The organism is Streptomyces sp. NPDC037054 (assembly GCF_055606745.1).
The window spans coordinates 248,320-272,572 of record NZ_JBVJSJ010000002.1 but is presented as its reverse complement, the minus strand read 5'-3'; the positions used below and the strand labels follow the sequence as shown (position 1 = coordinate 272,572).

General features: G+C 68.9%; 18 protein-coding genes. 11 read left to right on the top strand and 7 right to left on the bottom strand.

The window, feature by feature from the left end; translation table 11 throughout:
• Positions 1 to 128: 128 nt before the first annotated feature.
• The 5 genes from ACZ7D7_RS06215 (at position 129) to ACZ7D7_RS06195 (ending at position 9,603) form a co-directional block, all read left to right on the top strand.
• Positions 129 to 620, top strand: coding sequence for a hypothetical protein (locus tag ACZ7D7_RS06215; protein ID WP_470822776.1), 492 nt, complete (start codon positions 129 to 131; stop codon positions 618 to 620).
• The gene (locus tag ACZ7D7_RS06210) at positions 596 to 7,000 is read left to right on the top strand and encodes a polymorphic toxin-type HINT domain-containing protein (protein WP_470822775.1); all 6,405 of its coding nucleotides are present in this window, start codon (positions 596 to 598) and stop codon (positions 6,998 to 7,000) included. The genes ACZ7D7_RS06215 and ACZ7D7_RS06210 overlap by 25 nt, the downstream gene beginning before the upstream one ends.
• Before the next feature lie 11 nt (positions 7,001 to 7,011).
• Complete coding sequence (locus tag ACZ7D7_RS06205; protein ID WP_470822774.1) at positions 7,012 to 7,650, top strand: hypothetical protein; 639 nt, start codon at positions 7,012 to 7,014, stop codon at positions 7,648 to 7,650.
• A 425-nt stretch (positions 7,651 to 8,075) separates the two neighbouring features.
• Positions 8,076 to 8,597 (top strand): SMI1/KNR4 family protein, encoded by a 522-nt coding sequence (locus ACZ7D7_RS06200; RefSeq protein ID WP_470822773.1) that lies wholly within the window; start codon positions 8,076 to 8,078, stop codon positions 8,595 to 8,597.
• Between the two features lie 256 nt (positions 8,598 to 8,853).
• Entirely contained in the window at positions 8,854 to 9,603 is a 750-nt protein-coding gene (locus ACZ7D7_RS06195; protein ID WP_470822772.1) for a transposase, read from the top strand.
• 63 nt (positions 9,604 to 9,666) lie between these two features.
• Here the strand turns inward: ACZ7D7_RS06195 and ACZ7D7_RS06190 are convergent, their stop codons facing one another.
• The gene (locus ACZ7D7_RS06190) at positions 9,667 to 11,187 is read right to left on the bottom strand and encodes a DUF4246 domain-containing protein (protein WP_470822771.1); all 1,521 of its coding nucleotides are present in this window, start codon (positions 11,185 to 11,187) and stop codon (positions 9,667 to 9,669) included.
• A 221-nt stretch (positions 11,188 to 11,408) separates the two neighbouring features.
• Between ACZ7D7_RS06190 and ACZ7D7_RS06185 the strand changes: the two genes are divergently transcribed.
• Positions 11,409 to 11,708, top strand: coding sequence for a hypothetical protein (locus ACZ7D7_RS06185; protein ID WP_470822770.1), 300 nt, complete (start codon positions 11,409 to 11,411; stop codon positions 11,706 to 11,708).
• Positions 11,705 to 12,157: a type II toxin-antitoxin system VapC family toxin gene (locus ACZ7D7_RS06180; protein WP_470822769.1), complete on the top strand. Its 453-nt coding sequence runs from the start codon at positions 11,705 to 11,707 to the stop codon at positions 12,155 to 12,157. Before ACZ7D7_RS06185 ends, ACZ7D7_RS06180 begins: the two co-directional genes overlap by 4 nt.
• A 14-nt stretch (positions 12,158 to 12,171) precedes the next feature.
• On the opposite strand, the gene ACZ7D7_RS06175 is transcribed toward ACZ7D7_RS06180, so the two are convergent.
• Together ACZ7D7_RS06175 and speB are read right to left on the bottom strand one after the other, a co-directional pair.
• Positions 12,172 to 13,857 (bottom strand): thiamine pyrophosphate-binding protein, encoded by a 1,686-nt coding sequence (locus ACZ7D7_RS06175; RefSeq protein WP_470822768.1) that lies wholly within the window; start codon positions 13,855 to 13,857, stop codon positions 12,172 to 12,174.
• Positions 13,854 to 14,855 carry an agmatinase gene (gene speB, locus ACZ7D7_RS06170; RefSeq protein WP_470822767.1) on the bottom strand — a complete coding sequence of 334 codons (1,002 nt, stop codon included), beginning with the start codon at positions 14,853 to 14,855 and terminating at the stop codon, positions 13,854 to 13,856. The genes ACZ7D7_RS06175 and speB overlap by 4 nt, the downstream gene beginning before the upstream one ends.
• Before the next feature lie 304 nt (positions 14,856 to 15,159).
• Here speB and ACZ7D7_RS06165 point away from each other — a divergent pair, with 304 nt between their 5' ends.
• Complete coding sequence (locus ACZ7D7_RS06165) at positions 15,160 to 15,951, top strand: phosphatase (protein ID WP_470822766.1); 792 nt, start codon at positions 15,160 to 15,162, stop codon at positions 15,949 to 15,951.
• Between the two features lie 16 nt (positions 15,952 to 15,967).
• On the opposite strand, the gene ACZ7D7_RS06160 is transcribed toward ACZ7D7_RS06165, so the two are convergent.
• The 4 genes from ACZ7D7_RS06160 to ACZ7D7_RS06145 form a co-directional block, all read right to left on the bottom strand.
• The gene (locus ACZ7D7_RS06160) at positions 15,968 to 16,654 is read right to left on the bottom strand and encodes a maleylpyruvate isomerase N-terminal domain-containing protein (RefSeq protein ID WP_470822765.1); all 687 of its coding nucleotides are present in this window, start codon (positions 16,652 to 16,654) and stop codon (positions 15,968 to 15,970) included.
• A gap of 77 nt (positions 16,655 to 16,731) precedes the next feature.
• Entirely contained in the window at positions 16,732 to 17,604 is an 873-nt protein-coding gene (tesB, locus tag ACZ7D7_RS06155) for an acyl-CoA thioesterase II (protein WP_470822764.1), read from the bottom strand.
• A 35-nt stretch (positions 17,605 to 17,639) separates the two neighbouring features.
• A complete protein-coding gene (locus tag ACZ7D7_RS06150; RefSeq protein ID WP_470823190.1) occupies positions 17,640 to 18,797 on the bottom strand; it encodes an acyl-CoA dehydrogenase family protein in 1,158 nt (385 codons plus the stop codon).
• A gap of 200 nt (positions 18,798 to 18,997) precedes the next feature.
• Positions 18,998 to 19,588: an SACE_7040 family transcriptional regulator gene (locus ACZ7D7_RS06145; RefSeq protein WP_470822763.1), complete on the bottom strand. Its 591-nt coding sequence runs from the start codon at positions 19,586 to 19,588 to the stop codon at positions 18,998 to 19,000.
• Positions 19,589 to 19,676: 88 nt separating this feature from the next.
• Between ACZ7D7_RS06145 and ACZ7D7_RS06140 the strand changes: the two genes are divergently transcribed.
• Genes ACZ7D7_RS06140 through ACZ7D7_RS06130 form a run of 3 tightly spaced genes read left to right on the top strand, consistent with a single transcriptional unit; the run spans position 19,677 to position 24,251 of the window.
• Positions 19,677 to 21,293, top strand: coding sequence for a carboxyl transferase domain-containing protein (locus ACZ7D7_RS06140; RefSeq protein ID WP_470822762.1), 1,617 nt, complete (start codon positions 19,677 to 19,679; stop codon positions 21,291 to 21,293).
• Positions 21,294 to 21,309: 16 nt separating this feature from the next.
• Positions 21,310 to 23,307, top strand: coding sequence for an acetyl/propionyl/methylcrotonyl-CoA carboxylase subunit alpha (locus ACZ7D7_RS06135; protein ID WP_470822761.1), 1,998 nt, complete (start codon positions 21,310 to 21,312; stop codon positions 23,305 to 23,307).
• Positions 23,304 to 24,251, top strand: a complete 948-nt coding sequence (locus ACZ7D7_RS06130) for a hydroxymethylglutaryl-CoA lyase (RefSeq protein WP_470822760.1) — start codon at positions 23,304 to 23,306, stop codon at positions 24,249 to 24,251. The genes ACZ7D7_RS06135 and ACZ7D7_RS06130 overlap by 4 nt, the downstream gene beginning before the upstream one ends.
• The last annotated feature ends 2 nt before the right edge of the window (positions 24,252 to 24,253 follow it).

Below are 24,253 nucleotides of genomic sequence, written 5' to 3'. Positions count from 1 at the left end.
TGCCTGCCACCATTTGCCCTCATCGCCCCTGTTGTCACCCTCTCTACGGAGTTGTCATGCATTCGCCCTTCCGGCCACGGTGGCGAATACCCACGACCAGAAGCACAGTGCTTGCGTTGGGTATCGCCATGGCCATCGTGCTGCTACCGCAGTACACCCCAGAAGCCTCGGCCAAGGACGGTGGTCTCAGCCGCCCCGGCACACAGAGAAATCTGGACGATCCGGTAGACGGCAAGAACGTCAAGGCCAGGAAACACGGTAAGGAGAACGAGGCCGCGAAAGCCGCGGTCAAATCGGCGGCCGACGTCCACTGGCCAAAGGCTGCGTCGGACAAGGTGGAGCTGAGCTCACCCCGGAAAATGCACCAGGCCAAGGGCATGCCTGTGCGCGTCGCCGCGACGGGTAAGTCCAGTCCTGACGCTGTGCATGTGGCCGTGCTCGGCCGCCCGCAGGCGAAGGCCGCTGGGTCCGACGGTCCGCTGATGACCGTGATGCGTACAGACGGCGCGGACGCCTCCGGACCGGTGAAGTCTCCGTCGACTACTCAGATTTCGCTGAGGCATACGGGGGCAGCTTCGGCTCGCGACTGCGCCTCGTGCAGTACCCGGCCTGCGTATTGACCACTCCGAACAAGAAGGCATGTGCCGCCCCCGAACCACTCAAGAGCAGCAACAACACTGCGGCGCAGACACTGACGGCCAAGGTGTCCGCGGCGGCCGACACCTCCAGCCCGTCCGCCCAGACACTCGGCAAGAAGGACTCCGCCGAGGCAGCCGGCTCCACGACCGTTCTCGCGGTCACCGCCGGTGAATCGGGTGACCAGGGCGACTTCGGAGCGACCTCTCTGAGCCCGTCCTCGCAATGGAGCGTCTCCAACGCCTCAGGCGCGTTCAACTGGTCGTATCCGATCTCCGCGCCACCCGTGCCCGGCGGCCTCTCTCCCGAAGTCTCACTCGGATACACGTCCCAGTCGATCGACGGACAAACAGCGGCCACGAACAACCAGGGCTCGTGGGTCGGCCAGGGCTTCTCCTACGAGCCGGGTTATATCGAGCGCCGGTACAAGCCATGTGCCGACGACGGCCACGACGACACCTTCGGCGACCAGTGCTGGTACAAGTACAACGCCACCATCACACTGCCCGGCGGCGCCTCGGGTGAGATCGTCAAGGACGACACGACCGGCGAACTCCGCATTGCCTCGGACGACTTCAGCAAAGTGGAGCGGCTCTCCGGTACGACCAACGGTGACAACAACGGCGAGTACTGGAAGGTCACCGCGACTACCGGTGTCCAGTACTACTTCGGTCTGAACCGTCTGCCCGGGTACGCCGCGGGCAATGAAGAAACCGGCTCTGCCTGGACCGTGCCGGTCTACGGCGACGACTCCGGTGAACCCTGCTACCAGACCGACTTCGCGGCAGCGTACTGCACGCAGGCCTGGCGGTGGAATCTCGACTATGTCGTCAACCCGCACGGCGACACCATGTCGTATTTCTACGGCAAGGAGACGAACTACTACACCCAGGGTCTGAAGACCGCCGAGAACGGCAAGCCGTACGTCCGTGGCGGCTACCTCAAGCGCATCGACTACGGTCAGCGCGACCAGCACGCCTACGACACCAAGCCGTCCGCACGCGTCGTATTCACGACCGCGGAACGCTGCGTCGGCGCCCTCACCGACTGCTCGGCCGCCGCCCTCACCGACGCCACAGCCGCCGACTGGCCCGACGTGCCATGGGACCGCAACTGCAAGGTCGGCACGAAGTGTGCCGGGCAGAACTCACCGACGTTCTGGACTCGCAAGAAGCTCACCAAGATCACCACGCAGGTCCGCAGCGGCGACACCACCTACGAGGACGTCAACTCCTGGGCCCTGAACCACGTGTTCACCGACAACGGCGACGGCTCGAAGTCCCTCTGGCTGAACTCCATCAATCACACCGGCTTGGTCGGCACCGACGTGTCGGTGCCTTCCGTGAAGCTGTACGGCAAGCAGCTCGCCAACCGTGTCGACGTGGCAGGCGACAACATCCAGCCCTTCATCCGCTTCCGGATGTCGGCTGTGGAGAGCGAGTCGGGCAGCGTTCTGTCGGTCAACTACGCTCCCCCACAGTGCACTTCGTCGACCTTGCCCACACCAGGCAAGTCCACGGTGCGCTGTTACCCGGTCAAATGGAACCCGCCGGGTGTCACTGACCCCAGCACCGACTGGTTCCACAAGTACGTCGCCTCCTCCGTGGTCGAGACCGACCTCGTCGGTGGGAGCCCCGACCAGATCACCTCGTACACCTACCTTGGCGACGCAGGCTGGCGGAAGACCAAGCCTGACGGGGCCACCAAGTCGGAATACCTCACGTGGGCCGACTGGCGCGGCTACGGCAAGGTCCGTGTCGAGACCTCCGACGGAACCGTCAGCCCTTCGAACACCAAGACCGAGCACATCTTCTTCCAGGGCCTGGACGGCGATGCCCACCCCGACGGTGGCACGAAGTCCTCGTCCGTGACGGACTCCACCGGCACTGTCCACGCCGACTCCGACTGGAAGTCCGGCTTCGAGCTGGAGACGACCACCTACAACGGCGACAAGGTCGTTTCCAAGTCCATCAACACGCCCTGGATGAAGGTCACGTCCACCGACGCCTCCAGTTGGGGCACGAGTTACGCCCGCTTCGTGCGCCCCGCGAAGACGAACACCTATGAGGCCCTCGCCTCCGGGAGCTGGCGGCAGACGGCGTCCACGAACACCTTCGACGATGTCACCGGCCGGCTGACGCAGGTGGCCGACTACGGCCAGGTCAACGTCGCCGACAACGAGTGCTCACGCAGCTCGTACGCGGACAACCCGGCCAAGCACATGTACAACTTCGTCGCCAGAGTGGAGAAGCTCAGCGTCGACTGCTCGGCCACACCCGACCGTACGAAGGACGTCATCTCCGATGATGTGACGCTCTACGACGACACGACGACTGTCGGTGCCGCCCCCACGCAGGGCAACGTGACCACAGTCAAGCGTCTCGCGTCGCACGACGGCCTGACCGCCACGTATCAGACGGTATCGACCACGACGTACGACGAACACGGCCGTCCCCTCACGGTCAAGGACGCCGCAGGCAAGCAGAAGACGATCGCCTACACGCACACCAACGGTCTGGCGACCGCCAAGACCGAGACGAATCCGCTCGGATGGACGGCGAAGACGGAGTTCGCGCCCCAGTGGGGCACCCCGAGCGCCCAGATCGACGCTAATGGCAGGCGCACCGACCTGGCATACGACGCTCTGGGCCGCCTGACCTCGGTGTGGCTGCCGGACCGCCCCAAGGCAAGCGCCTTCTCGCCCACGATCAAGTACACCTACGGAATCCGCACCACCGGCGCCAGCTATGTGCGCACGGAGCGTATCGAGCGCGGCGGCACGACGTACGGCACTGAATACAAGTTGTACGACGGTTTGCTGCGCCCGCGCCAGGTTCAGACAGAGGGCCAGGGCGGTGGTCGCCTGATCGCGGACACTTACTACGACGGCTCCGGCCGCACGGTGAAGACCAACGACACATACTGGACGTCAGGAGCTCCCAGCTCCACGCTCTTCCAGCCGGTCAACGCCGACATCGACGCTCAGACCGTGACCGAGTACGACGGCGCGAACCGAACGACCGCGTCAGTCTTCAAGGTCGCGGGCACGGAGAAGTACCGCACCACGTACTCGTACGACGGCGACCGGGTCCACGTGGACCCGCCGGCCGGCGAGACCGCGACCACAACGATCACCGACGGCCGCGATCGCACGATCGAGCTGCGCCAGTACAAGGGCGACAAGCCACTTCCGTCGGGAACCGCGTCCGACTACACCGCCACCACCTACGGGTACACGCCCGCTGGCCAGTTGAACAAGGTCACGGACGCCAAGGGCAACACCTGGACGCATTACTACGACCAGCGTGGGCGGAAGACGAAGTCGGTGGACCCCGACACGGGTACGACCACCTTCGGCTACGACGACCTGGACCGCCAGATCACCGCGACCGACTCACGCTCCAACACCACGACCACGGTGTATGACGCACTGGGCCGGCTCAAGGAAACCTGGCAGGGCGCAGCGAGCACGGGCACCAAGCTGTCGGTGAACACGTACGACGCCATCGCCAAGGGCGAGTTGTACGGCTCCTACACCTACAAGAACGGCGCAGTCCACTCGTCCGTGACCTATCCGGTCCTCGATGCCAACAACGACTACAAGCCGACGACAACTAAGTACTACCTGTCTCCGACGGCTGAACCGGAGCTCGGTGGCACGTACGAGTTCAACACCCAGTACAACGACGACGGTACGGTCCAGGGACAGAACTTCCCAGCGGCGGGAGGTCTCGCCGCGGAAACGATCACCTACGGGTACGACTCCCTGCAACGCCCCACGTCACTCAACACGTCCCTCGGCGGCGGAACCTACGTATCCGGCGTCTCGTACGCACCGACGAACGAGCCGGAACAACTAACCCTGTCCACCGGCGGGTCTTCGGACAAGAAGACTTGGCTGACCTACAGCTACGAGCAGGGCACCAAGCGGCTCACGAACGCACGGGTGGACGTCGAGGGTGCCTCGTCGGTGGCGTACAACGCCGACTACACCTACGACGCCGCGGGTAACGTCCGGTCCATCGTGGACAACCCGACCGGCGGCGCGCGTGATGTGCAGTGCTTCCGCTACGACAGTTTCCGTCGCATGACGGAGGACTGGACGTCCTCGGCAACACCGAGCGGCGCTGTAGGCACCGGAGCGGCCGAGGCGGCCTGTACGGCAGGTCCGTCGTCGACCACGGTCGGCGGGGTGGCCCCGTACTGGCACACCTACGGTTACGACGAGGTCGGCAATCGCACCTCGGAGATCCAGCACGGCGTCAATGGTTCGGCGACATCGACCAAGACGTACACGTACGGCGAGAACGGAGAAGGACCGCACCAGCTGACGAAGGTCGTCACCGACACCGCGGCGACTTCCACGACGCCTGCCGTCACCAAGCAGGACACGTACTCCTACGATGCGATGGGCAACACCGAGACCCGAACGCTCAACGGTGACACACAGACACTGACCTGGGACAGCCAGAACGACCTGACCAAGGTCACCAACGCGAACGGCAGTTCGTCGTCCTATGTCTACGGCGCCTCCGGCGAACGCCTGCTGCGCAAGTCGGCCTCGGAGACGACCTTCTATCTGCCCGGCATGGAACTGCAGCTCGACAAGTCCTCGGGAGCAGTGAAGGCCAAGCGCTATTACGCGCTGGGCGGGCAGACGGTCGCGGTCCGGGATGCCGACGGAGTCACGTTCCTCGCGGGCGACCACCACGGCACGGCCCAGGTTGCTGTCGACTCGGTCTCCGGCGCGACGCAACGCCGCCGGCTGGACCCGTTCGGCGAGGGCCGCGACGCGGACTCCTCGAACCCCGCCAAGTGGGTGGACGACAAGGGCTTCGTAGGTGGCACGAACGACACCGTGTCGGGCCTCGTCAACGTGGGGGCACGCGAGTACGACCCGTCCACAGGGCGCTTCATCTCCGCCGACCCTGTGATGAACCTGTCCAATCCGCAGCAGATCAACGGCTACGCGTACGGGAACAACAACCCGGTCACCATCGCGGACCCGACAGGCACCTGCGCCGAGATCGACTGCCCGACCCGCCCCTGCCCCGACTGCGAGAACACGACTCCGGGCCACGAGCCCGGGCCGATACGCCTGAGCGCGAACGCACAGGCGGCGGGATTGACCCTGTCACAGGCACTGGCTCGAGACTCCGCGGCGGCGGTGAAGGCACGGGAGGCGAGGGCACGCGCCGAGGCCGCCAAGCAACGAGCCATAGCGATAGCCAAGGAACTCGCGAAAATCGTCGCGGACGAACTTGGCCTCACCGATGCGCTGGACTGCTTCACGACAGGAAGCCTGGGCGCCTGCGGTAGCACAGCCGGGAACATCGTCGCTTCACTCGTCAGCGGCGGCCCATTGGGCCGGCTGATCGGCAAGTACGGATGGCGCCTTGACAAGGCGTACGCGGTCGGCAAGCGCATAATTAACCTGGGCAAGAAACTGTGGGGCGCTTTCAAGGACTGGCGGAAGAGCCGAAAGGCGAACGCCGCAGCCTGTTCCATCGGCAACAGCTTCACGCCGCGTACAAGAGTGCTGATGGCCGACGGAACGACCAAGGCCATCAAGGACGTCGACATAGGTGACAAGGTCCTGGCGACTGACCCGGAGACCGGAAAAATAAGAGTCGAGACCGTCACGGCCGAGATCAAGGGCAAGGGCCTCAAGCACCTGGTCAAGGTCACGGTCGACACCGACGGCAAGAAGGGCACCAAGACCGCCACGGTCACTGCGACGGACGGCCACCCGTTCTGGGTGCCGGAGCTCGACGCCTGGATCGACGCGACGGACTTGAAGCCGGGCCAGTGGCTGCGGACCGGCGCGGGAACCCGGGTCCAGATCGCGGCGATCAAGCGAGTAACGGCCGCTGACGCCACCGTCCACAACCTGACTGTCGCGGGGCTGCACACGTACTATGTGCTGGCAGGGGCCACGCCGGTCCTCGTTCACAATTGCGGCGGCGGCGCTCTCGATCTTGACAACCTGCAAGACCGAGCAGACACCCTGCACGCGCTCATCCCGGCAGGGAAGGCGAATGACAGGGCGACCACTGGAGTCATGCACGCGGTAGGCGGTGGACCGGAATCTCTCGACGTTGTGGCCGTTGGAGCACGGAAGAATATCTCTCAGATTCAACGTGCACAGCTCCTCCCTCACGAGCTCGGGATATCGCGCACTGGCGTAGACGCATCAGGCAACTTCCCGCATGCAGAGGTCAAGCTTTGGGAGGCAGCAGTCCATCTTGACCTAACACCGACAGGCCTGGCAGTGAATAGACCATTCTGCCCAGCATGTCGGGGTTTCCTGCAGAACAAGGGTGCGACCCTGGTCAGCGATACACAGGCGATTTGGACTCCGTGAGGTGAATTGAGATGGGATTTCTCGAAGACGTCGAAGTCATCCGTGTGGAGTGCGCACGGCTGACCCGACGCCAACAGTTGGCCATCACGGCTCTGTGTGCGACGAAGGTGCGATCGGTATCCATGGCGTTCCTTCATGATTCAGGAGAGGGAGACTCCTTTTACCGGATCAACAACGGACTGGATGCGGTGTGGCTGGACCTGCGCGGTATCCAGCAGGCCTCGGCGTCGGATCTCACGCGGATCCGAGAGGAGGCAGAGCGCTGGATCACTCGCCTTGAGGATGTCGGCGGAGAAGCAGCCGGCTTCGCAGCGGATGCCATGTCTGTATCGGTGTCCGCGATGTCAAGCTTCCTTGAGGCAGATCCAGAGTCCGCAGTGAACTCGGCGATCTCGATCGCCGAAATCCGCTCGGAGATCGCCGAATTCCTGGCGGAATATCAGAGCGCCGAAGGGGAGTACTTCCTGAAGGGTGACGAGGCCGGGGAAGCATCCGTAGCCGAAACCAAGGGCGACGTGGATTTCCTTGGGGAGTTTCCCGCTGACGAGTTTCCCGCGACTCGGTTTATGCGTCGGGCTGGGGCTGCGAACCTTGCTCTCGCAGAGCAGATGAAGTTGGTGCTGAAGGTAGATCGGTTGCGTCTGCCCTGAGAGGTTCCGCCGAACTGCCCCTTGATGCCTACTGGCGGTGCGGCAACTGCCGCCGGGGTGCTGCGTCGCCTGGAGGGCGAGGTGCAGCCTCGCCAGCCGGGGCGACGCAAACCATGTTGGGTAGCAGTCTCAAATTTGAAGCCCCGCCAGGTATGCCCTGGCGGGGCTTCTGCCTGGGATGACGGCAGTAGTTGACGGCAATGTCAGCGCCCGTGAGGCAGCGAGCGAGCGGCGCCGCGCGGCGGCGGCCGGAACTCCGTACTCTGGTGTTGCCGGGCATGCTCCCGATGCAATGCGGCTGGGCCACGGCAAACCACCAACCTGGATCGATATGACGAAGCGAGTAAACAGCAGCCTCTCGGCCCAAGGGCAGCGCTGCCCAATTGGATGCAGTCCACTGAGGTTCGTACTGGTAGATAACAGGAGTGGCGGTGTGTGAATGGTCGGCGCTTTTGGCCGAAATGGAAGCGGCTAAGCGCATGCTGGCAGCCAGTGACCGAGATGGCCTCTGGCGTCATGAGCCACGCCGGCCTCCCGCCACGCCGGAGCAGATCGCAGCAATCACCACAGTGACAGGCTGCCCCGTGGACAGTGAGTTTGCCGATTTCCTGCTACAGGCTGACGGCTGGTCGGCCATCTTGCAGGACATCGACCTGTTTGGAACCGCGGACTTCGGTAGCCCTGCCTACATCGAGGCCGAGGAACTCGTACGCGTGATCGAAGACGAAGTGGAGATTGAGCGAGGCGATAATTCCTCTCGCTTGATTCCTATCGGCGCCTCACGAACCGACATCGACATCCTCGTCATGCCCTGCACGCGGGAACCGACTCATCCCGCACCAGTTATATGGCTCGCAGGCGGAGAAATCGAAAGATGTCGAACTTTCATAGACTTCTTTCGAGGGATGATCGCCGAAAATCGCGCCGAGGCAGACGCTCTGGCGTGAAATCCCTGGAGTATTCAGCTAATTCCCTGGGAGATGAAAGCAGAATGGAAGCCCCCGCAGGTAGCAACCTGGCGGGGGCTTCAGGCAAATGACGCCTGTAGTCAATGGCACGTCGTCGACTTGGGGCGAGATCGGCTCACTGAGCTTCTTCGAGTTGGCCACCGATCGGGTGACGGGCCGTGAAGCGCAACGAGCGAGGCCCCCGGGCTGTTGATCGAGATGTCTGACGTCTCAATCACGCTGCTCGGGGGCCTCGTTGGTCATCCATCCTGCCGCACTCGACCTGCCGCATGCACTCGTGGAGTGGGTCACCATGCTGCTCATCACCCGCGAGGGCGACCGGCGCTGCGAGCTCCGTCCGTCCCAGCGCGCGATAGTGGCACTGGTGTACCTGCGCGAACACACCACCCTCGCGAAGATCGCCGACGGGTTCGGGATCAGCGAGTCCACCGCCCACGCCTACACCAGCGCGGTCGTCGACCTACTGGCCGAACGTGCACCGGGTCTGCTGAAGACGCTGCGCGAGCACGATCCCGACTTCGTCCTGCTCGACGGCACCCTCGCCGAGTGCGACCGGGTCGGCGACGGCCGGGCCGACTACTCCCACAATCACCGGCGCCACGGGGTGAACGTGCAGGTCGTCACCGACCCCGGCGGCCAGCTGCTGTGGCTCTCGCCCGCCCTGCCGGGCCGCACCCACGACCTGACTGCAGCCCGCGCCCACCGGATCATCCGGACCTGCGAGCGTCAAGGCGTTCCCATCCTGGCCGATCTCGCTTACCAGGGCGCCGGCACGTGGCTGACCACCGGCATCAAACGAAGGCCCCTGCAGGAACTCACCCCCACCGAGAGAACTCTCAATCAGGCACTGGCCGCAGCGCGAGCACCCGTCGAACGCGGCGTCGCGAGGCTGAAGTCCTGGCGGATCTTCCGCAGGTCCCGATGCAGCCCCAATCGCATGACGTCAATCGCCAAGGGCATCCTCACCCTGGAGCGGCAACGCTGAAAAAGCTCACTGGGCCGGAATGGGCCAGGCGAACGGCGCGTGGCCGGCCCCGAGCGCCCTCGGTCAGTGCTCGCACAGCGAGAACTCCCGCTCGTAGACCTCCTCGTTGTGCTCGTCGATGAAGAACTTACGTTCCTTCATGAGTTCTTCGCGGTACTGCTTCGCCTCCGCGAGAGTCATGGTCGAGGTCGGGAACCAGGGCTGCTGCGGCGGTATGTCCGAGGTGGAGACGATCTGTTCGGACGGGTCCACGAGGAAGAACGCGAGGATCTTCCGGTGGCCCGGGCGGGTCGGGTCGGCCAGGCGGAACGGGCTGACGCGGTGCTGGAGGACGTTCGGGAAGGCGAGGCAGCGGCCGGCCGGGGTGAGGGCGGAGCCGAGGTCCTGGTTGAGGACGTCCTCCCGCTCCAGCCCGTAGACGTCGAGCACACCGTTGTCGTCGTTCTGCTCGTACTCCGGGTTGTCGAGTGCGACGCGGAAGCCGAGGCGGCTCTCGGTGATGTTCTCGCTGTCCCAGTAGTAGATGCCGGTCGAGACGATCCGCTCGTTCGCCATGCCCTCGATGTGCCAGGAGCCGCCCGGGTATTCGGGCTTGTCCGGGGTGAGGTGGATGGTCGCGAGTTTGGTGATGATCTGGAGGCGGCGGCCCTTGAGGTCGATCCGGTTCTCGGGCTCGCGCGACGGCGGGGTGAAGGCCGGGGCGTCCGGGACGTCCGGGCGGCGGTTCTCCCACCATTCGTCGCAGGCCCTGTCGTGGTCGTGGACGGCTTGCCGGTACGCCTCGTCGTCGCTGTAGTCGTCCCTGTCCGGGTGCTCGGGCTCCGGCATGGACTTGTACCAGCCGTACGGGTCCGCCTCGATGCGGAGCGGGCGGGGGTGGCGGAGGTCCGTGAGTACGTTCTCCCAGAGGGGGATGAAGCGGGCGACGAGGTCCGGGAGGACCGCGGCGAGGGCGCTGTGCCGTTCGGGGTGGACGTTGTTGACGTACGACTGGAACGTGACGGAGCCGTCGTCACGCACGTCGACGTCGGTCGGCAGCCACTGGAACTTCTTCGACAGCTCGTACTTCGCGTACTGCTGCTTCGGGGTGCTCTCCCAGGCCCGCGCGGGCCCGCCGCTCACGCCGTTCACCAGGCAGAACAGCGACGGGTGCACGAGGTCCAGCACCTGGCCGTCGGAGCCCGGGTGCCAGTCCTTCTCCTCCTCCGGCACGTCCTCCAGGACCCGGACCGCCTCGCGCAGCCGCGACCTGAGGTCCTCGTCGACGAGCGAGTCCGACTGCCAGACGCCGTCCACGGCCGACACCTCGATGCCGGTCTCCGGGTCCCGGAGTCCGGCGTAGTACGCGAGTTCGTCGAGGACGTAGCGGATCTGTGCCTCCGTGAGCCCCTGGGCCTTCGCTTCCTCGGACCACTTGGCGGCGATGGCGGGGTCCTGCATCTTGCGGAACCAGTCCGGCTTCTCCCTGATGGCGGCGCTGCACCGGATGATCTCCAGCTCCCGCAGGGTCCGGGGGTCCGCGACGGTGTCGACGTACGGCCGGAGGGAGGCGAACGGCAGCGGGAACGGGTACAGGGCGGTCATGTCGTGTGATCCTTCGGCTTGTTGTGCGGTGCCGGGAGGATACGAGAGGGGTGTGACAACAAGGTCATCGCCTCGGCGAGGCGTGAGCCGTACCGCCGTGACAGCCCGGCGAGGGCCGGTCGAGCACCTACCGAAGTCGTACGCGCACTCACCGTAGCTCGACCGGCGGTATCCTCGGAACGCCGAACACCACGCGTATGGGTAAGCACGAGGAGTTCCCTGTGGCCGACGTCCCGGTTCCCCCGCCTGAGCCGACGGAACCGCCGAAGGATGCCGTCACCGTTACCTTCACGTACACGGGGAGCGAGGCCGAAGCACTGCGCACGCTGGCGTTTCTGGAGGGCCGCACCCCCGAGGAAGTGGCCCTGGATCACATCGCTCGCGGGCTCCCCCTCACGTTTGCGTCTTCTCTCGGCGACGATTCGCGCGCCATGACGGCATTGACGAGTGCCATGTTCGACGGACCCGCCGACCTGGCCGCCGATGCGGGGCGCAACCTGTTCGAGGACGAGAGCCGGTGAACCGACATGCCTTCGCCGTCGCGGACACCTCGGTCCTCCTCGCCGTCTACAACCGCAAGGACGACCACCATGAGCGCGCCGTCGAGGCGCTCTCACGCGTCGATCGCCTCGTGGTCTCGCCGATGGTGCTCGCCGAGCTCGACTATCACCTGACCACCAAGATCAGCGGCAGGGCGGCAGCAGACACACTCGTCGGCCTGCGCGCTTGGGCGAGCACCGACCGTCTCAAGCTCGCCGCCGTGGGATGGCCGCTTCTCGGTGAAGCCGAACACCTGATGCGCACCTATTCGGACCACGACGCCATCGGCCTGACGGACGCGGTCAACGCCGTTCTCGCCTGGGCACTGCCGCAACCCGTAGTCCTGGCCCTCGACCACCACTACCAAAGCGTCATCGCCCCGAGAAAGCCGGCCGAGCGGCCCCTGATTGTGCTGCCTGGCTCGAAGTAACCGGCCCAGTCGCGTCAGTCCAGATGCGTCGCCCCGAACATCCGCAGTACCGCCGGGAGGACGACCACCGAGGGGCCCGGGGCCGACAGGGCCTTCGTCAGGTCGGCCGCCAGCGTGTCCGGGGTCGTGCGTACCGCCGGGACGCCGAAGGACTCCGCCAGGGCCGCGAAGTCCGGGCGGGTCAGGTCCGTTCCCGTCGGCTCGCCGAAGGCGTCCGTCATGTACTCGCGCAGGATGCCGTATCCCCCGTCGTCCACGATCAGCCACGTGACCGGCAGGTCGTACTGCTTCGCCGTCGCCAGTTCCGCGATCGAGTAGAGCGCGCCGCCGTCTCCCGAGACCGCGAGGACCGGGCGCGTCGGGTCCGCCACCGCCGCGCCGAGCGCCGCCGGGAAGCCGTAGCCGAGGCCGCCCGCGCCCTGCGCGGAGTGCAGCAGGTTGGGGCCCTTGGCGTCGAAGGCCGACCACGCCCAGTAGGCCAGGATCGTCATGTCCCAGAAGGACGGGGAGTCGGCGGGGAGCGCCGCGCGCACGGACGCCAGCACGTTCTGCTCCAGGGTGAGTTCCTGGGCGTCGATGCGGTCGGCCACCCGGGACAGCAGCGCCCTTACGCGCTCCGGCGCCGTCTCGTCCTGTCTCGGCGTCACCGTCTCCAGTAGTGCCTGGAGCGCCAGTCGCGCGTCCGCGTGGATGCCGAGTGCCGGGTGGTTGGCCTCCAGCTTGCCGGCGTCCGCCTCGATCTGGATCACCCGGCCGCGCGGCCTGAACGTGTGGTAGTTGGAGGAGAGTTCGCCGAGGCCCGAGCCGACCACCAGCAGGACGTCCGCGTCCTCCAGGAATTCCGTCGTGTGCCGGTCCTCCAGCCAGGACTGCAACGACAGCGGATGCCGCCACGGGAACGCGCCCTTGCCGCCGAAGGTGGTGACCACCGGGGCCGACAGCTTCTCCGCGAGCCGCCGCAGCTTGCCCGACGCGTCCGAGCGGATCACTCCCCCGCCCGCGATGATCGCCGGGCGGGACGCCGTCGACAGCAAGTGGGCCGCGAGCGCCGTCAGTTCGGGACGCGGAGGCAGGTCCTCCGGCGTCGCGTCCGGTGCCGTGACCACCGGGACCGACGTCTGGGCCAGCAGCACGTCCTGCGGGATCTCCACCCACACCGGGCCGTGCGGAGCCGTCAGCGCCGACTTCCAGGCCGCCGCGATGGCCGACGGGACCTGTGACTGCGCGCGGACGGTGTGGACGGACTTCACCACGCCCCGGAACGAGGCCGCCTGGTCGGGGAGTTCGTGCAGGTAGCCGCGTCGGCCGCCGCCCAGGCCCGCCGTCGGGACCTGGCTGGAGATCGCCAGCACCGGCGCCGAGGCGGCCGCCGCCTCCTGGAGCGCGGCCAGGGACGTCAGCGCTCCCGGGCCCGTCGACAGCAGCAGCGGCGCCGCCTCCCCGGTGATCCGGCCGTACGCGTCCGCCGCGAAACCGGCGTTGTTCTCCACCCGCAGCCCCACGTACCGCAGGTCCGAGCGGCGCAGCGCGTCGAACACGCCGAGGGCGTGCTGGCCGGGCAGGCCGAAGACGGTCGTCGCGCCGAGCCCGGCCAGCGTCTCCACGACCAGGTCTCCGCCGTTGCGGCCGGGGGGCGGGTTCAGCGCCGCCTCCGTCTGGGCCGGCGTGGGACGGAGCTCCAGGTCGTGGTCGTGGGTCACTTGCCCTCGTTCTCCTTGCCGGCCTCGCGACCGGCCTCGCGCGCCGCCGCGATCTGGCGGGACATGATCGTCGTCAGTTCGTACGCCGTGTGGGACGCGGCCACCGACGTGATCTCGGCGTGATCGTACGCGGGGGCGACCTCGACGACGTCCGCCGAGACCAGGTTGCAGGAAGCCAGGCCGCGCAGGATCTCCAGCAGTTCGCGGGAGGTCATGCCGCCCGCCTCGGGCGTGCCGGTGCCGGGAGCATGGGCCGGGTCGAGGCAGTCGATGTCGATCGAGATGTAGAGCGGGCGGTCGCCGATGCGCTGCCGGAGCTGGTCGGCGACCTCGTCCGCGCCACGGCGATAGACGTCCGCCGACGTCACGATGCCGAAGCCCATCTTCTCGTCGTCGGTGAGGTCCTGCTTGCCGTACAGCGGGCCGCGCGTGCCGACGTGGGACAGGGCGGAGGTGTCGAGGATGCCCTCCTCGACGGCCCGGCGGAACGGCGTGCCGTGGGTGTACTCGGCGCCGAAGTACGTGTCCCAGGTGTCGAGGTGCGCGTCGAAGTGCAGCAGCGCGACCGGTCCGTGCTTCTTGGCGACCGAGCGCAGCAGCGGCAGCGCGATGGTGTGGTCGCCGCCGAGGGTCATCAGGCGCGCGCCGGTGCCGAGCAGGTCGTCCGCCGCGGCCTCGACGGTCTCCACGGCCTCGTTGATGTTGAACGGGTTCACGGCGATGTCGCCGCCGTCCGCGACCTGCGCGAGGGCGAACGGGGAGGCGTCCTGCGCCGGGTTGTAGGGGCGCAGGAGCCGGGACGCCTCGCGGATCGCGTTGCCGCCGAAGCGGGCGCCCGGCCGGTACGAGACGCCCGAGTCGAACGGCACGCCCACCACGGCGACGTCCGCCGTGCCGACCTCGTCGAGGCGCGGCAGCCGGGCGAAGGTCGCGGGGCCGGCGTACCGCGGGACGCGGGAGGAGTCGACGGGGCCGCGCGGCGTCTCGTGGGTGCTCATCGGGGATGCCTTCTTTCCTGCGCTTCGTCGCGTGTGCACTGCTTGGTCGCACTTCCGGTACTTGCGACACTTGCCGCACTTACCGCATTTGCCGTACTTGTCACTGCTTGATTGTCGGCTGTCGATCCGGGTCGACACTAGTGGCCGGTAAACGCCTGGGAATTTGTACGTTTCCCACATTCGGGCCGACCGGAATGGACGAAGTGGCGAGGTGGCGGCAAGGTGCCTGGTCGGGCACGTGACGCACGTCCCAGCGGGCGGGACACCGGGGTGCGTCACAGGTGCCTGCCTCACAATGGGAGCCATGCCGATACCCGGGACACCCAGCCGCGCCGAACTGGTCGAGCACCTCGTCAGGACCCGTATCGCGGGCGACGTCGCCACGCCGCGCGAGAACAACCTCTCGCACTACCGGGAACTCGCCAACGGCAACCGCCACTACTGGTTCGGCCTGGAGCTGGGCGACCGCTGGAGCGACGAGCAGGACGTGCTCGCGGTGATGGCCGAGCGGGTCGGCGTCAGCGACGACCCCGAGCACCGGTACGGGCAGGACACCATCGACCCCGAGCTGACCGTGGCCGGCCTGGAGCGCCTGGCGGCCCGGCTGCGCAAGGCGGCGGACGGCGGGCAGCGCGTGCTGTTCGCGACCGGCCACCCCGGCGGGCTGCTGGACGTGCACCGCGCCACGGCCGCCGCACTGCGTGCCGCCGGCTGCGAGATCGTGGTGATCCCGGAAGGGCTGCGCACGGACGAGGGCTACGTCATGCAGTTCGCGGACGTCGCGGTGCTGGAGCACGGCGCCACGCTGTGGCACACGCACTCCGGCGAGCCGATGCGGGCCATCCTGACCGGCCTGGAGCGCGAGGGCCTCCCGCTGCCCGACCTGGTGGTCGCCGACCACGGCTGGGCGGGCTACGCCGGGCAGCACGGCGTCGACTCCGTCGGCTACGCGGACTGCAACGACCCGGCGCTGTTCCTCGCCGAGGCCGAGGGGACCGTACAGGTGTCGGTGCCGCTGGACGACCACGTGGTGAGCCCGCGCTACTACGACCCGATGACCGCGTACCTGCTGTCGGAGGCCGGCCTCACCACGTAGGACCGCACGGGCCGGCCTAGATGCCGGCGATCGACTCCGGCGCGCGTTCGGCGCGGGCGAGGCCCCGGATCACGCCGGTCGTGCCGTGCCGGCGCACGGCGAGGCGGGTCAGCAGCTCGATCGCCGGGGCGGTGACGTGCTCCGGGAAGGCCGGGGTGGGCAGGCCGACGCTCACCGCGAGGTCGTCGGCGTGGACGACGAGTTCCAGCAGCCGGGTGAGCAGGAAGTCGTCCAGTTCGAGGGACCAGTCGCCCCAGGACGGGATGCGCACGGGACGTTCGGCGGGCAGCCCGGGGAATGCGGCGGCGAGCCGTTCCGCCGCGTCCCGTACCCGCGCGAGCAGCGCCGCGTGCCCGTCGGCGGCCGTCGCCTCGCCGCCCGCGCGGATTCGGACGGAGACGTCCCCGTCGGCGCCGGCGTCCAGCCAGATCACGCGGTCCAGGTAGTACTCGCGCAGCGGGATCACGGGCTCGGCGGGCAGCGGGTCGGCGAGCAGGCCCGGCAGGGCCAGCTCCTGCCAGAAGGTGTGCCCGGCCAGGCCCCGCACCGGGAAGTCCTTCAGCGCGCTGGGCCCGTCCCACGCCGCGGCGACGGCCGGCTCGGCGAGCAGGCCGACGACCAGGGGCAGGGCGTCGAGAAAGGCGGCCCGGATCCGGGCGCCCCGCGGGTTCCAGGTCTCGTCGACGACAGTCACGTCAGTCATGCCGCCATCCAACGCCAACCGGCGGCCCGCGGCCACCTGTTCGGGCCGTTGCGCCGGCCGGCACGCGCGTCGGACCGTCACCGCTCCCGCGGTACCCGCACCAGCCCTTCCTGGATCACCGATATCGCGAGCCTGCCGTCCTGCGTGTAGATGCGGGCCTGGCCGAGGCCGCGCCCGCCGTGCGCGGACGGCGACTCCTGGTCGTACAGCAGCCATTCGTCGGCGCGGAACGGACGGTGGAACCACATCGCGTGGTCCAGCGAGGCGCCGACCACGTCGCCGACGGCCCAGCCGCCGCGGCCGTGCGCGAGCAGCACCGAGTCCAGCAGTGTCATGTCGGAGACGTACGTGGCGAGCACGACGTGCAGCAGCGGGTCGTCCGCGAGCTTGCCGTTGGTGCGGAACCACACCTGCGAGTGGGGTTCGCGCGCCTCGCCGAAGCGGCCGAACGGCGGCTCGTCGACGTAGCGCAGGTCGACCGCCGCGCGCGCCTCGACGAAGCGCTCCACGGTCTCCGGGTCGAGGTGCGCGTAGCCGCGCAGCCGTGCCTCGGAGGTGGGCAGCGTCGCCGGGTCGGGCGCGGCGGGCATCGGCGCCTGGTGGTCGAGGCCCCCCTCGGACGTCTGGAAGGACGCCGACAGGCCGAAGATCGGCTTGCCGTGCTGGACGGCGACGACGCGGCGAGTGGTGAAGGAGCGGCCGTCGCGGAGTCGGTCGACGTTGTAGACGATGGGCGCGCCCGGGTCGCCCGGCCGCAGGAAGTACGCGTGCAGGGAGTGCGCGAGCCGGTCGTCGGGGACGGTGCGGCCCGCCGCGACCAGCGCCTGGGCCGCGACCTGACCGCCGAAGACGCGCGGGACGACGGCGGAGCGGGACCGGCCGCGGAAGATGTCCTGCTCGATCCGCTCCAGGTCGAGCAGATCGAGCAGGTCCTGTAGTGCCTGACTCATGGGGTCAGTCGTACCGGGCAACCTTTTCGCGGGCCTTACAGGCCCATGTCCTTGGCGATGATCGTCTTCATGATCTCGCTGGTGCCGCCGTAGATGCGGTTGACGCGGTTGTCCGCGTACAGGCGGGCGATCGGGTACTCGTTCATGTAGCCGTAGCCGCCGTGCAGCTGGAGGCAGCGGTCGATGACGCGGTGCGCGACCTCGGTGCAGAACAGCTTGGCGCTGGCGGCCTCGGCCGGGGTCAGCTCACCGGCGTCGAGGGCCTCGGTGGCGCGGTCGGCGACGGCCTCGGCGGCGTCCACCTCGGCCTGGCAGGCGGCCAGTTCGAACTTGGTGTTCTGGAAGTGGGCGACCGGCTTGCCGAAGACGGTGCGCTCCTGGACGTACTGCTTGGCGAACCGGACGGCGGCCTTGGCCTGCGCGTAGGCGCCGAAGGCGATGCCCCAGCGCTCGGAGGCGAGGTTGTGGCCGAGGTAGGAGAAGCCCTTGTTCTCCTCGCCGAGCAGGTCCTCGACGGGGACCTTGACGTCGACGAAGGCCAGCTCGGCGGTGTCGGAGGTGCGCAGGCCCAGCTTGTCCAGCTTGCGGCCGATGGAGTAGCCCTCGGACTTGGTGTCCACGGCGAACAGGGAGATGCCGTGGCGGCGGTCCTCGGCGGTCGGCGCGGAGGTGCGGGCGCAGACGATGACCTTGTCGGCGTGGACGCCGCCGGTGATGAAGGTCTTGGCGCCGTTGAGGACGTAGTGCGTGCCGTCCTCGCTGAGCTTGGCGGTGGTCTTCATGCCCGCGAGGTCGGAGCCGGTGCCCGGCTCGGTCATCGCGATGGCCCACATCTCCTCGCCGGTGACGAACTTCGGCAGGTAGCGCTTCTTCTGCTCGTCCGTGGCCAGCATCTTGATGTACGGCAGGGCGAGCAGCACGTGCACGCCGGAGCCGCCGAACTGGACGCCCGCGCGGGCGGTCTCCTCGTAGAGGACGGCCTCGAACTTGTGGCTGTCCATGCCGGCGCCGCCGTACTCCTCGGGCACGTTGATGCCGAAGATGCCCAGCTCGCCGAGCTTGTAGTAGAAGTCGCGCGGCGCCTGGCCGGCCTGGAACCACTCGTCGTAGACGGGGACGACCTCGGCCTCGATGAAGGCGCGAAGGGTCTCCCGGAACGCCTCGTGATCCTCGTTGAACACCGTACGGCGCACGCCGCCCACCTCCACGTACCTCGGCCATGCCATGTCTAAGCGCTTGCTCACTTCTCAAGGTACCGGCGGGTAGGGAGCGTCGTCCAGACCGGAGGGGACGTAACCCTCGTCACGCCCTCACGCCTTCACGCCCTCACGCCATCGCCGCACCCTCGCCCCTCGCCCCTCGCCCCTCGCGGCGGCACGCGCGCGGGGAGGCCTCAGCCCTCCGCCGCCGCGAACGCGCCCCGCGCCATGCGGTGCAGCAGGTCGGCCGTCGCGCCGCGGCCCGGCAGGGTGCCGGCGCGGCCCAGGTGCGGGGTGGAGTTGAGCAGGCCGAAGACCGAGTGGACCGCCGAACGCGCCGCCGGCTCAGCGAGGTCCGGGTAGACCTTGCGGACGACCTCCACCCACAGCTCCACGTACTGCCGCTGGAGCTGCCTGACCAGCTTGCGGTCGGTGTCCCGGAGGCGGTCGAGCTCGCGGTCGTGCAGGGTGATGAGCGGGCGGTCGTCGAGCGCGAAGTCGATGTGCCCCTCGATGAGCGAGTCGAGGAGCGCCTCGGGGTCGCCCGCCGACTCGGCCACCCGCCGCTTGCCGCCGGTCAGCAGCGATCCGCTGATGCCGACCAGCAGCTCGGCGAGCATCGCGTCCTTGCCCGGGAAGTGCCGGTAGAGACCGGGGCCGCTGATGCCCACGGCGGCGCCTATCTCGTCGACCCCGACGCCGTGGAAGCCGCGCTCGGCGAACAGGCGGGCGGCCTCCTTGAGGATCTGCTCGCGACGGGTGGGGGCGTCGGTTCTCATGGCCATGTCCACAATTCTAGACAGGGAGGTTAGCGCTCGTTAACCTGTACGAAATGCGTTAACGCTCATTAACAAGGTGAGGGGACCCGCAAGGATGCACGAGGCACCGGAGCTTCACAGCGCGGCCGACCCCGCGTCGGAGGCCTTTCGGGCCAACGAGGAGGCGCACCGCGCCCTCGTCGAGGAACTGCGCGCCAAGCTGGCCGCGGCGCGGCTCGGCGGCGGCGAGAAGGCGCGCGCCCGGCACACCGCGCGCGGCAAGCTGCTGCCGCGCGACCGGGTGGACACATTGCTGGACCCGGGCTCGCCCTTCCTCGAACTGGCACCACTGGCCGCCGACGGGCTGTACGACGGGCAGGCCCCGGCCGCCGGGGTGATCGCCGGGATCGGCCGGGTGGCGGGACGCGAGTGCGTGGTCGTGGCGAACGACGCGACGGTCAAGGGCGGCACGTATTACCCGATGACGGTCAAGAAGCACCTGCGCGCGCAGGAGGTGGCGCTGGAGAACCGCCTGCCGTGCGTCTATCTCGTCGACTCCGGGGGCGCGTTCCTGCCGATGCAGGACGAGGTGTTCCCGGACCGCGAGCACTTCGGGCGGATCTTCTACAACCAGGCCCGCATGTCCGGCGCCGGCATCCCCCAGATCGCCGCCGTCCTCGGCTCCTGCACGGCGGGCGGCGCCTATGTGCCCGCGATGAGCGACGAGGCCGTGATCGTCCGCGGCCAGGGCACGATCTTCCTGGGCGGCCCGCCGCTCGTGAAGGCGGCCACCGGCGAGGTCGTCACCGCCGAGGAGCTGGGCGGCGGCGAGGTGCACTCCCGCGTGTCCGGCGTCACCGACCACCTCGCGGAGGACGACGCGCACGCGCTGCGGATCGTGCGCACCATCGTCTCCACGCTCCCCGCGCGCGGGCAGCTGCCCTGGGAGGTGCGGGCGGCGATCGAGCCGAAGGTCGACCCGGCCGGGCTGTACGGCGCGGTGCCGGTGGACTCCCGTACGCCCTACGACGTGCGGGAGATCATCGCGCGCGTGGTGGACGGCTCGCGGTTCGCCGAGTTCAAGTCGGAGTTCGGGCAGACCCTCGTCACCGGCTTCGCCCGGATCCACGGCCACCCGGTGGGGATCGTCGCCAACAACGGCATCCTGTTCGCCGAGTCCGCCCAGAAGGGCGCGCACTTCATCGAGCTGTGCGACCAGCGCGGCATCCCGCTGGTGTTCCTGCAGAACATCTCCGGCTTCATGGTCGGCAAGGACTACGAGGCGGGCGGCATCGCCAAGCACGGCGCCAAGATGGTCACGGCGGTGGCGTGCACGCGCGTGCCGAAGCTGACGGTCGTCGTCGGCGGGTCGTACGGCGCGGGCAACTACTCGATGTGCGGCCGGGCCTACTCCCCGCGCTTCATGTGGATGTGGCCCAACGCGAAGATCTCGGTGATGGGCGGCGAGCAGGCCGCCTCGGTCCTCGCGACCGTCAAGCGGGACCAGTTGGAGGCCCGCGGTGAGGACTGGCCTGCCGAGGAGGAGGAGGCCTTCAAGGCCCCGGTCCGCGCCCAGTACGAGCGGCAGGGCAACGCCTACTACGCGACGGCCCGCCTGTGGGACGACGGCGTGATCGACCCGATGGACACGCGTCAGGTCCTGGGCCTGGCACTGACGGCCTGTGGGAACGCGCCGCTGGGTGACCCCCAGTTCGGCGTCTTCCGGATGTGACGGGGAGCTGACAAGCATGTTCGAGACAGTCCTGGTGGCCAACCGCGGCGAGATCGCCGTCCGGGTCATCCGTACGCTGCGCGCCCTGGGCGTGCGCTCGGTGGCGGTGTACTCCGACGCGGACGCCGACGCCCGGCACGTCCGGGAGGCCGACACGGCGGTGCGGATCGGGCCGGCGCCCGCCGCCGAGAGCTACTTGTCCGTGGAGCGCCTGCTGGAGGCGGCGGCCCGCACGGGCGCGCAGGCGGTGCACCCGGGGTACGGATTCCTCGCGGAGAACGCGGGCTTCGCGCGCGCGTGCGCCGAGGCGGGCCTGGTGTTCATCGGGCCGCCCGCCGACGCCATCTCCCTGATGGGCGACAAGATCCGCGCCAAGGAGACCGTGAAGGCGGCCGGGGTGCCGGTCGTCCCGGGCTCCAGCGGCAGCGGACTGAGCGACGGCGAACTCGCGGACGCGGCGCGGGAGATCGGCATGCCGGTGCTGCTGAAGCCGTCGGCGGGCGGCGGCGGCAAGGGCATGCGGCTGGTGCGGGACGAGGCGCTGCTGGCGGACGAGATCGCCGCCGCCCGCCGCGAGGCCCGCGCCTCCTTCGGAGACGACACGCTCCTGGTGGAGCGGTGGATCGACCGCCCCCGGCACATCGAGATCCAGGTCCTGGCCGACGGCCACGGCGGCGTCGTGCACCTCGGCGAGCGCGAGTGCTCCCTCCAGCGCCGCCACCAGAAGATCATCGAGGAGGCGCCCAGCGTGCTCCTCGACGAGGCCACGCGCGCGGCGATGGGCGAGGCCGCGGTCCAGGCTGCCCGCTCCTGCGGCTACCGGGGCGCGGGCACGGTCGAGTTCATCGTCCCGGGCGGCGACCCGTCGTCGTACTACTTCATGGAGATGAACACGCGTCTGCAGGTGGAGCACCCGGTCACCGAACTCGTCACGGGCCTGGACCTGGTGGAGTGGCAGCTGCGGGTCGCGGCGGGCGAGCCGCTGGCCTTCGGGCAGGACGACGTCCGGCTCACGGGGCACGCCGTGGAGGCGCGGGTCTGCGCCGAGGACCCGGCGCGCGGCTTCCTGCCGTCGGGCGGCACGGTGCTGCGGCTGCGCGAGCCGCAGGGCGACGGCGTGCGCACCGACTCGGGCCTCAGCGAGGGCACGGAGGTCGGCAGCCTGTACGACCCGATGCTGTCCAAGGTGATCGCGTACGGCCCCGACCGCGCGACCGCGCTGCGCAGGCTGCGCGCGGCCCTGGCCGACACGGTCACGCTGGGCGTGCAGACGAACGCCGGGTTCCTGCGGCGGCTGCTGGCGCATCCGGCGGTCGTGGCGGGCGAGTTGGACACGGGCCTGGTGGAGCGTGAGGTGGACGCGCTCGTCGGCGGCGACGTCCCCGAGGAGGTGTACGAGGCCGCGGCGGCGGTCCGGCTGGAGGCGCTGCGCCCGCGCGGCGAGGGCTGGACGGACCCGTTCGCGGTGCCGACCGGCTGGCGTCTCGGCGGTCTCGCGCGGCCCGTCTCGTTCCCGCTGCGGGCGGCGTCCGGTGACCCCGTCACGCACACCCCGCGCGGCGCGCACACCGTCACCGACGACCGGGTGTCCGTGACGCTGGACGGCGTCCGGCACACCTTCCACCGCGCCGGCGACTGGCTCGGCCGCGACGGTGACGCCTGGCACGTGCGCGACCACGACCCGGTGGCCGCGTCCCTGACCCGGGCCGCGCACGGCGGCGCCGACTCCCTCACGGCGCCCATGCCGGGCACGGTCACGGTCGTCAAGGTCGCCGTCGGCGACGAGGTGGCGGCCGGTCAGAGCCTGCTGGTGGTCGAGGCGATGAAGATGGAGCACGTCATCTCCGCCCCGCACGCCGGCACGGTCGCCGAGCTGGACGTCACGCCGGGCACGACGGTCGCCATGGACCAGGTGCTCGCGGTCATCACGCCCGCGGACACCGCACCCGCGGACACCGCACCCGCGGAGTCCGCACCCGCCGAGTCCGCACCCGCGCGGGAGGAGACGCCATGAGCACGCCCGAACTGGGCCTGCCGATGACCGTCCGGGCGGACGGCCTGCCCGACCGCGTCCGGATCCACGAGGTGGGCCCGCGCGACGGCCTGCAGAACGAGCAGAGGACCGTCCCGACGGAGGTCAAGGCGGAGTTCATCCGCCGCCTGGCCGACGCGGGCCTGACGACGGTCGAGGCGACCAGCTTCGTGCACCCCAAGTGGGTGCCCCAGCTGTCGGACGCCGAGCAGCTGTACCCGCTCGTCGCCGATCTGCCGGTCGCCCTGCCGGTGCTCGTGCCGAACGACCGGGGCCTGGACCGCGCGCTCGCCCTCGGCGCGCGCCGGGTCGCCGTCTTCGCCAGCGCCACCGAGTCCTTCGCGAAGGCCAACCTGAACCGCACGGTGGACGAGGCGATGGCCATGTTCGAGCCGGTGGTCTCCCGCGCGAAGGCGGAGGGCCTGCACGTCCGCGGCTACCTCTCGATGTGCTTCGGCGATCCGTGGGAGGGCCCCGTGCCCGTCGGCCAGGTCGTGCGGGTCTGCCGGACGCTGCTCGACATGGGCTGCGACGAGCTGAGCCTCGGCGACACGATCGGCGTGGCCACGCCCGGCCACGTCACGGCACTCCTCACCGCGCTGACCGGGGCGCAGGTCCCCACCGGCGTCCTCGGCGTGCACTTCCACGACACCTACGGCCAGGCGCTCGCCAACACCCTCGCGGCGCTCCAGCACGGTGTCACGACCGTCGACGCCTCGGCGGGCGGCCTGGGCGGCTGCCCCTACGCCAAATCGGCGACCGGCAACCTCGCCACCGAAGACCTCGTGTGGATGCTGCGGGGACTCGGCATCGACACAGGCGTCGACCTCGGCCGTCTCGTCGCCACGAGCACGTGGATGGCCGGCCGACTGGGCCGACCCAGCCCGTCCCGCACCGTTCGCGCCCTCTCCCACCAGGAGCAGTGAAG

Coding starts and splice junctions, on each gene's coding strand:
- ACZ7D7_RS06215 (WP_470822776.1), top strand. CDS start 129: ATGGCCATCGTGCTGCTACCGCAGTACACCCCAGAAGCCTCGGCCAAG.
- ACZ7D7_RS06205 (WP_470822774.1), top strand. CDS start 7,012: ATGGGATTTCTCGAAGACGTCGAAGTCATCCGTGTGGAGTGCGCACGG.
- ACZ7D7_RS06190 (WP_470822771.1), bottom strand. CDS start 11,187: ATGACCGCCCTGTACCCGTTCCCGCTGCCGTTCGCCTCCCTCCGGCCG.
- speB (WP_470822767.1), bottom strand. CDS start 14,855: ATGAGCACCCACGAGACGCCGCGCGGCCCCGTCGACTCCTCCCGCGTC.
- ACZ7D7_RS06165 (WP_470822766.1), top strand. CDS start 15,160: ATGCCGATACCCGGGACACCCAGCCGCGCCGAACTGGTCGAGCACCTC.
- ACZ7D7_RS06160 (WP_470822765.1), bottom strand. CDS start 16,654: ATGACTGACGTGACTGTCGTCGACGAGACCTGGAACCCGCGGGGCGCC.
- tesB (WP_470822764.1), bottom strand. CDS start 17,604: ATGAGTCAGGCACTACAGGACCTGCTCGATCTGCTCGACCTGGAGCGG.
- ACZ7D7_RS06145 (WP_470822763.1), bottom strand. CDS start 19,588: ATGGCCATGAGAACCGACGCCCCCACCCGTCGCGAGCAGATCCTCAAG.
- ACZ7D7_RS06140 (WP_470822762.1), top strand. CDS start 19,677: ATGCACGAGGCACCGGAGCTTCACAGCGCGGCCGACCCCGCGTCGGAG.
- ACZ7D7_RS06135 (WP_470822761.1), top strand. CDS start 21,310: ATGTTCGAGACAGTCCTGGTGGCCAACCGCGGCGAGATCGCCGTCCGG.
- ACZ7D7_RS06130 (WP_470822760.1), top strand. CDS start 23,304: ATGAGCACGCCCGAACTGGGCCTGCCGATGACCGTCCGGGCGGACGGC.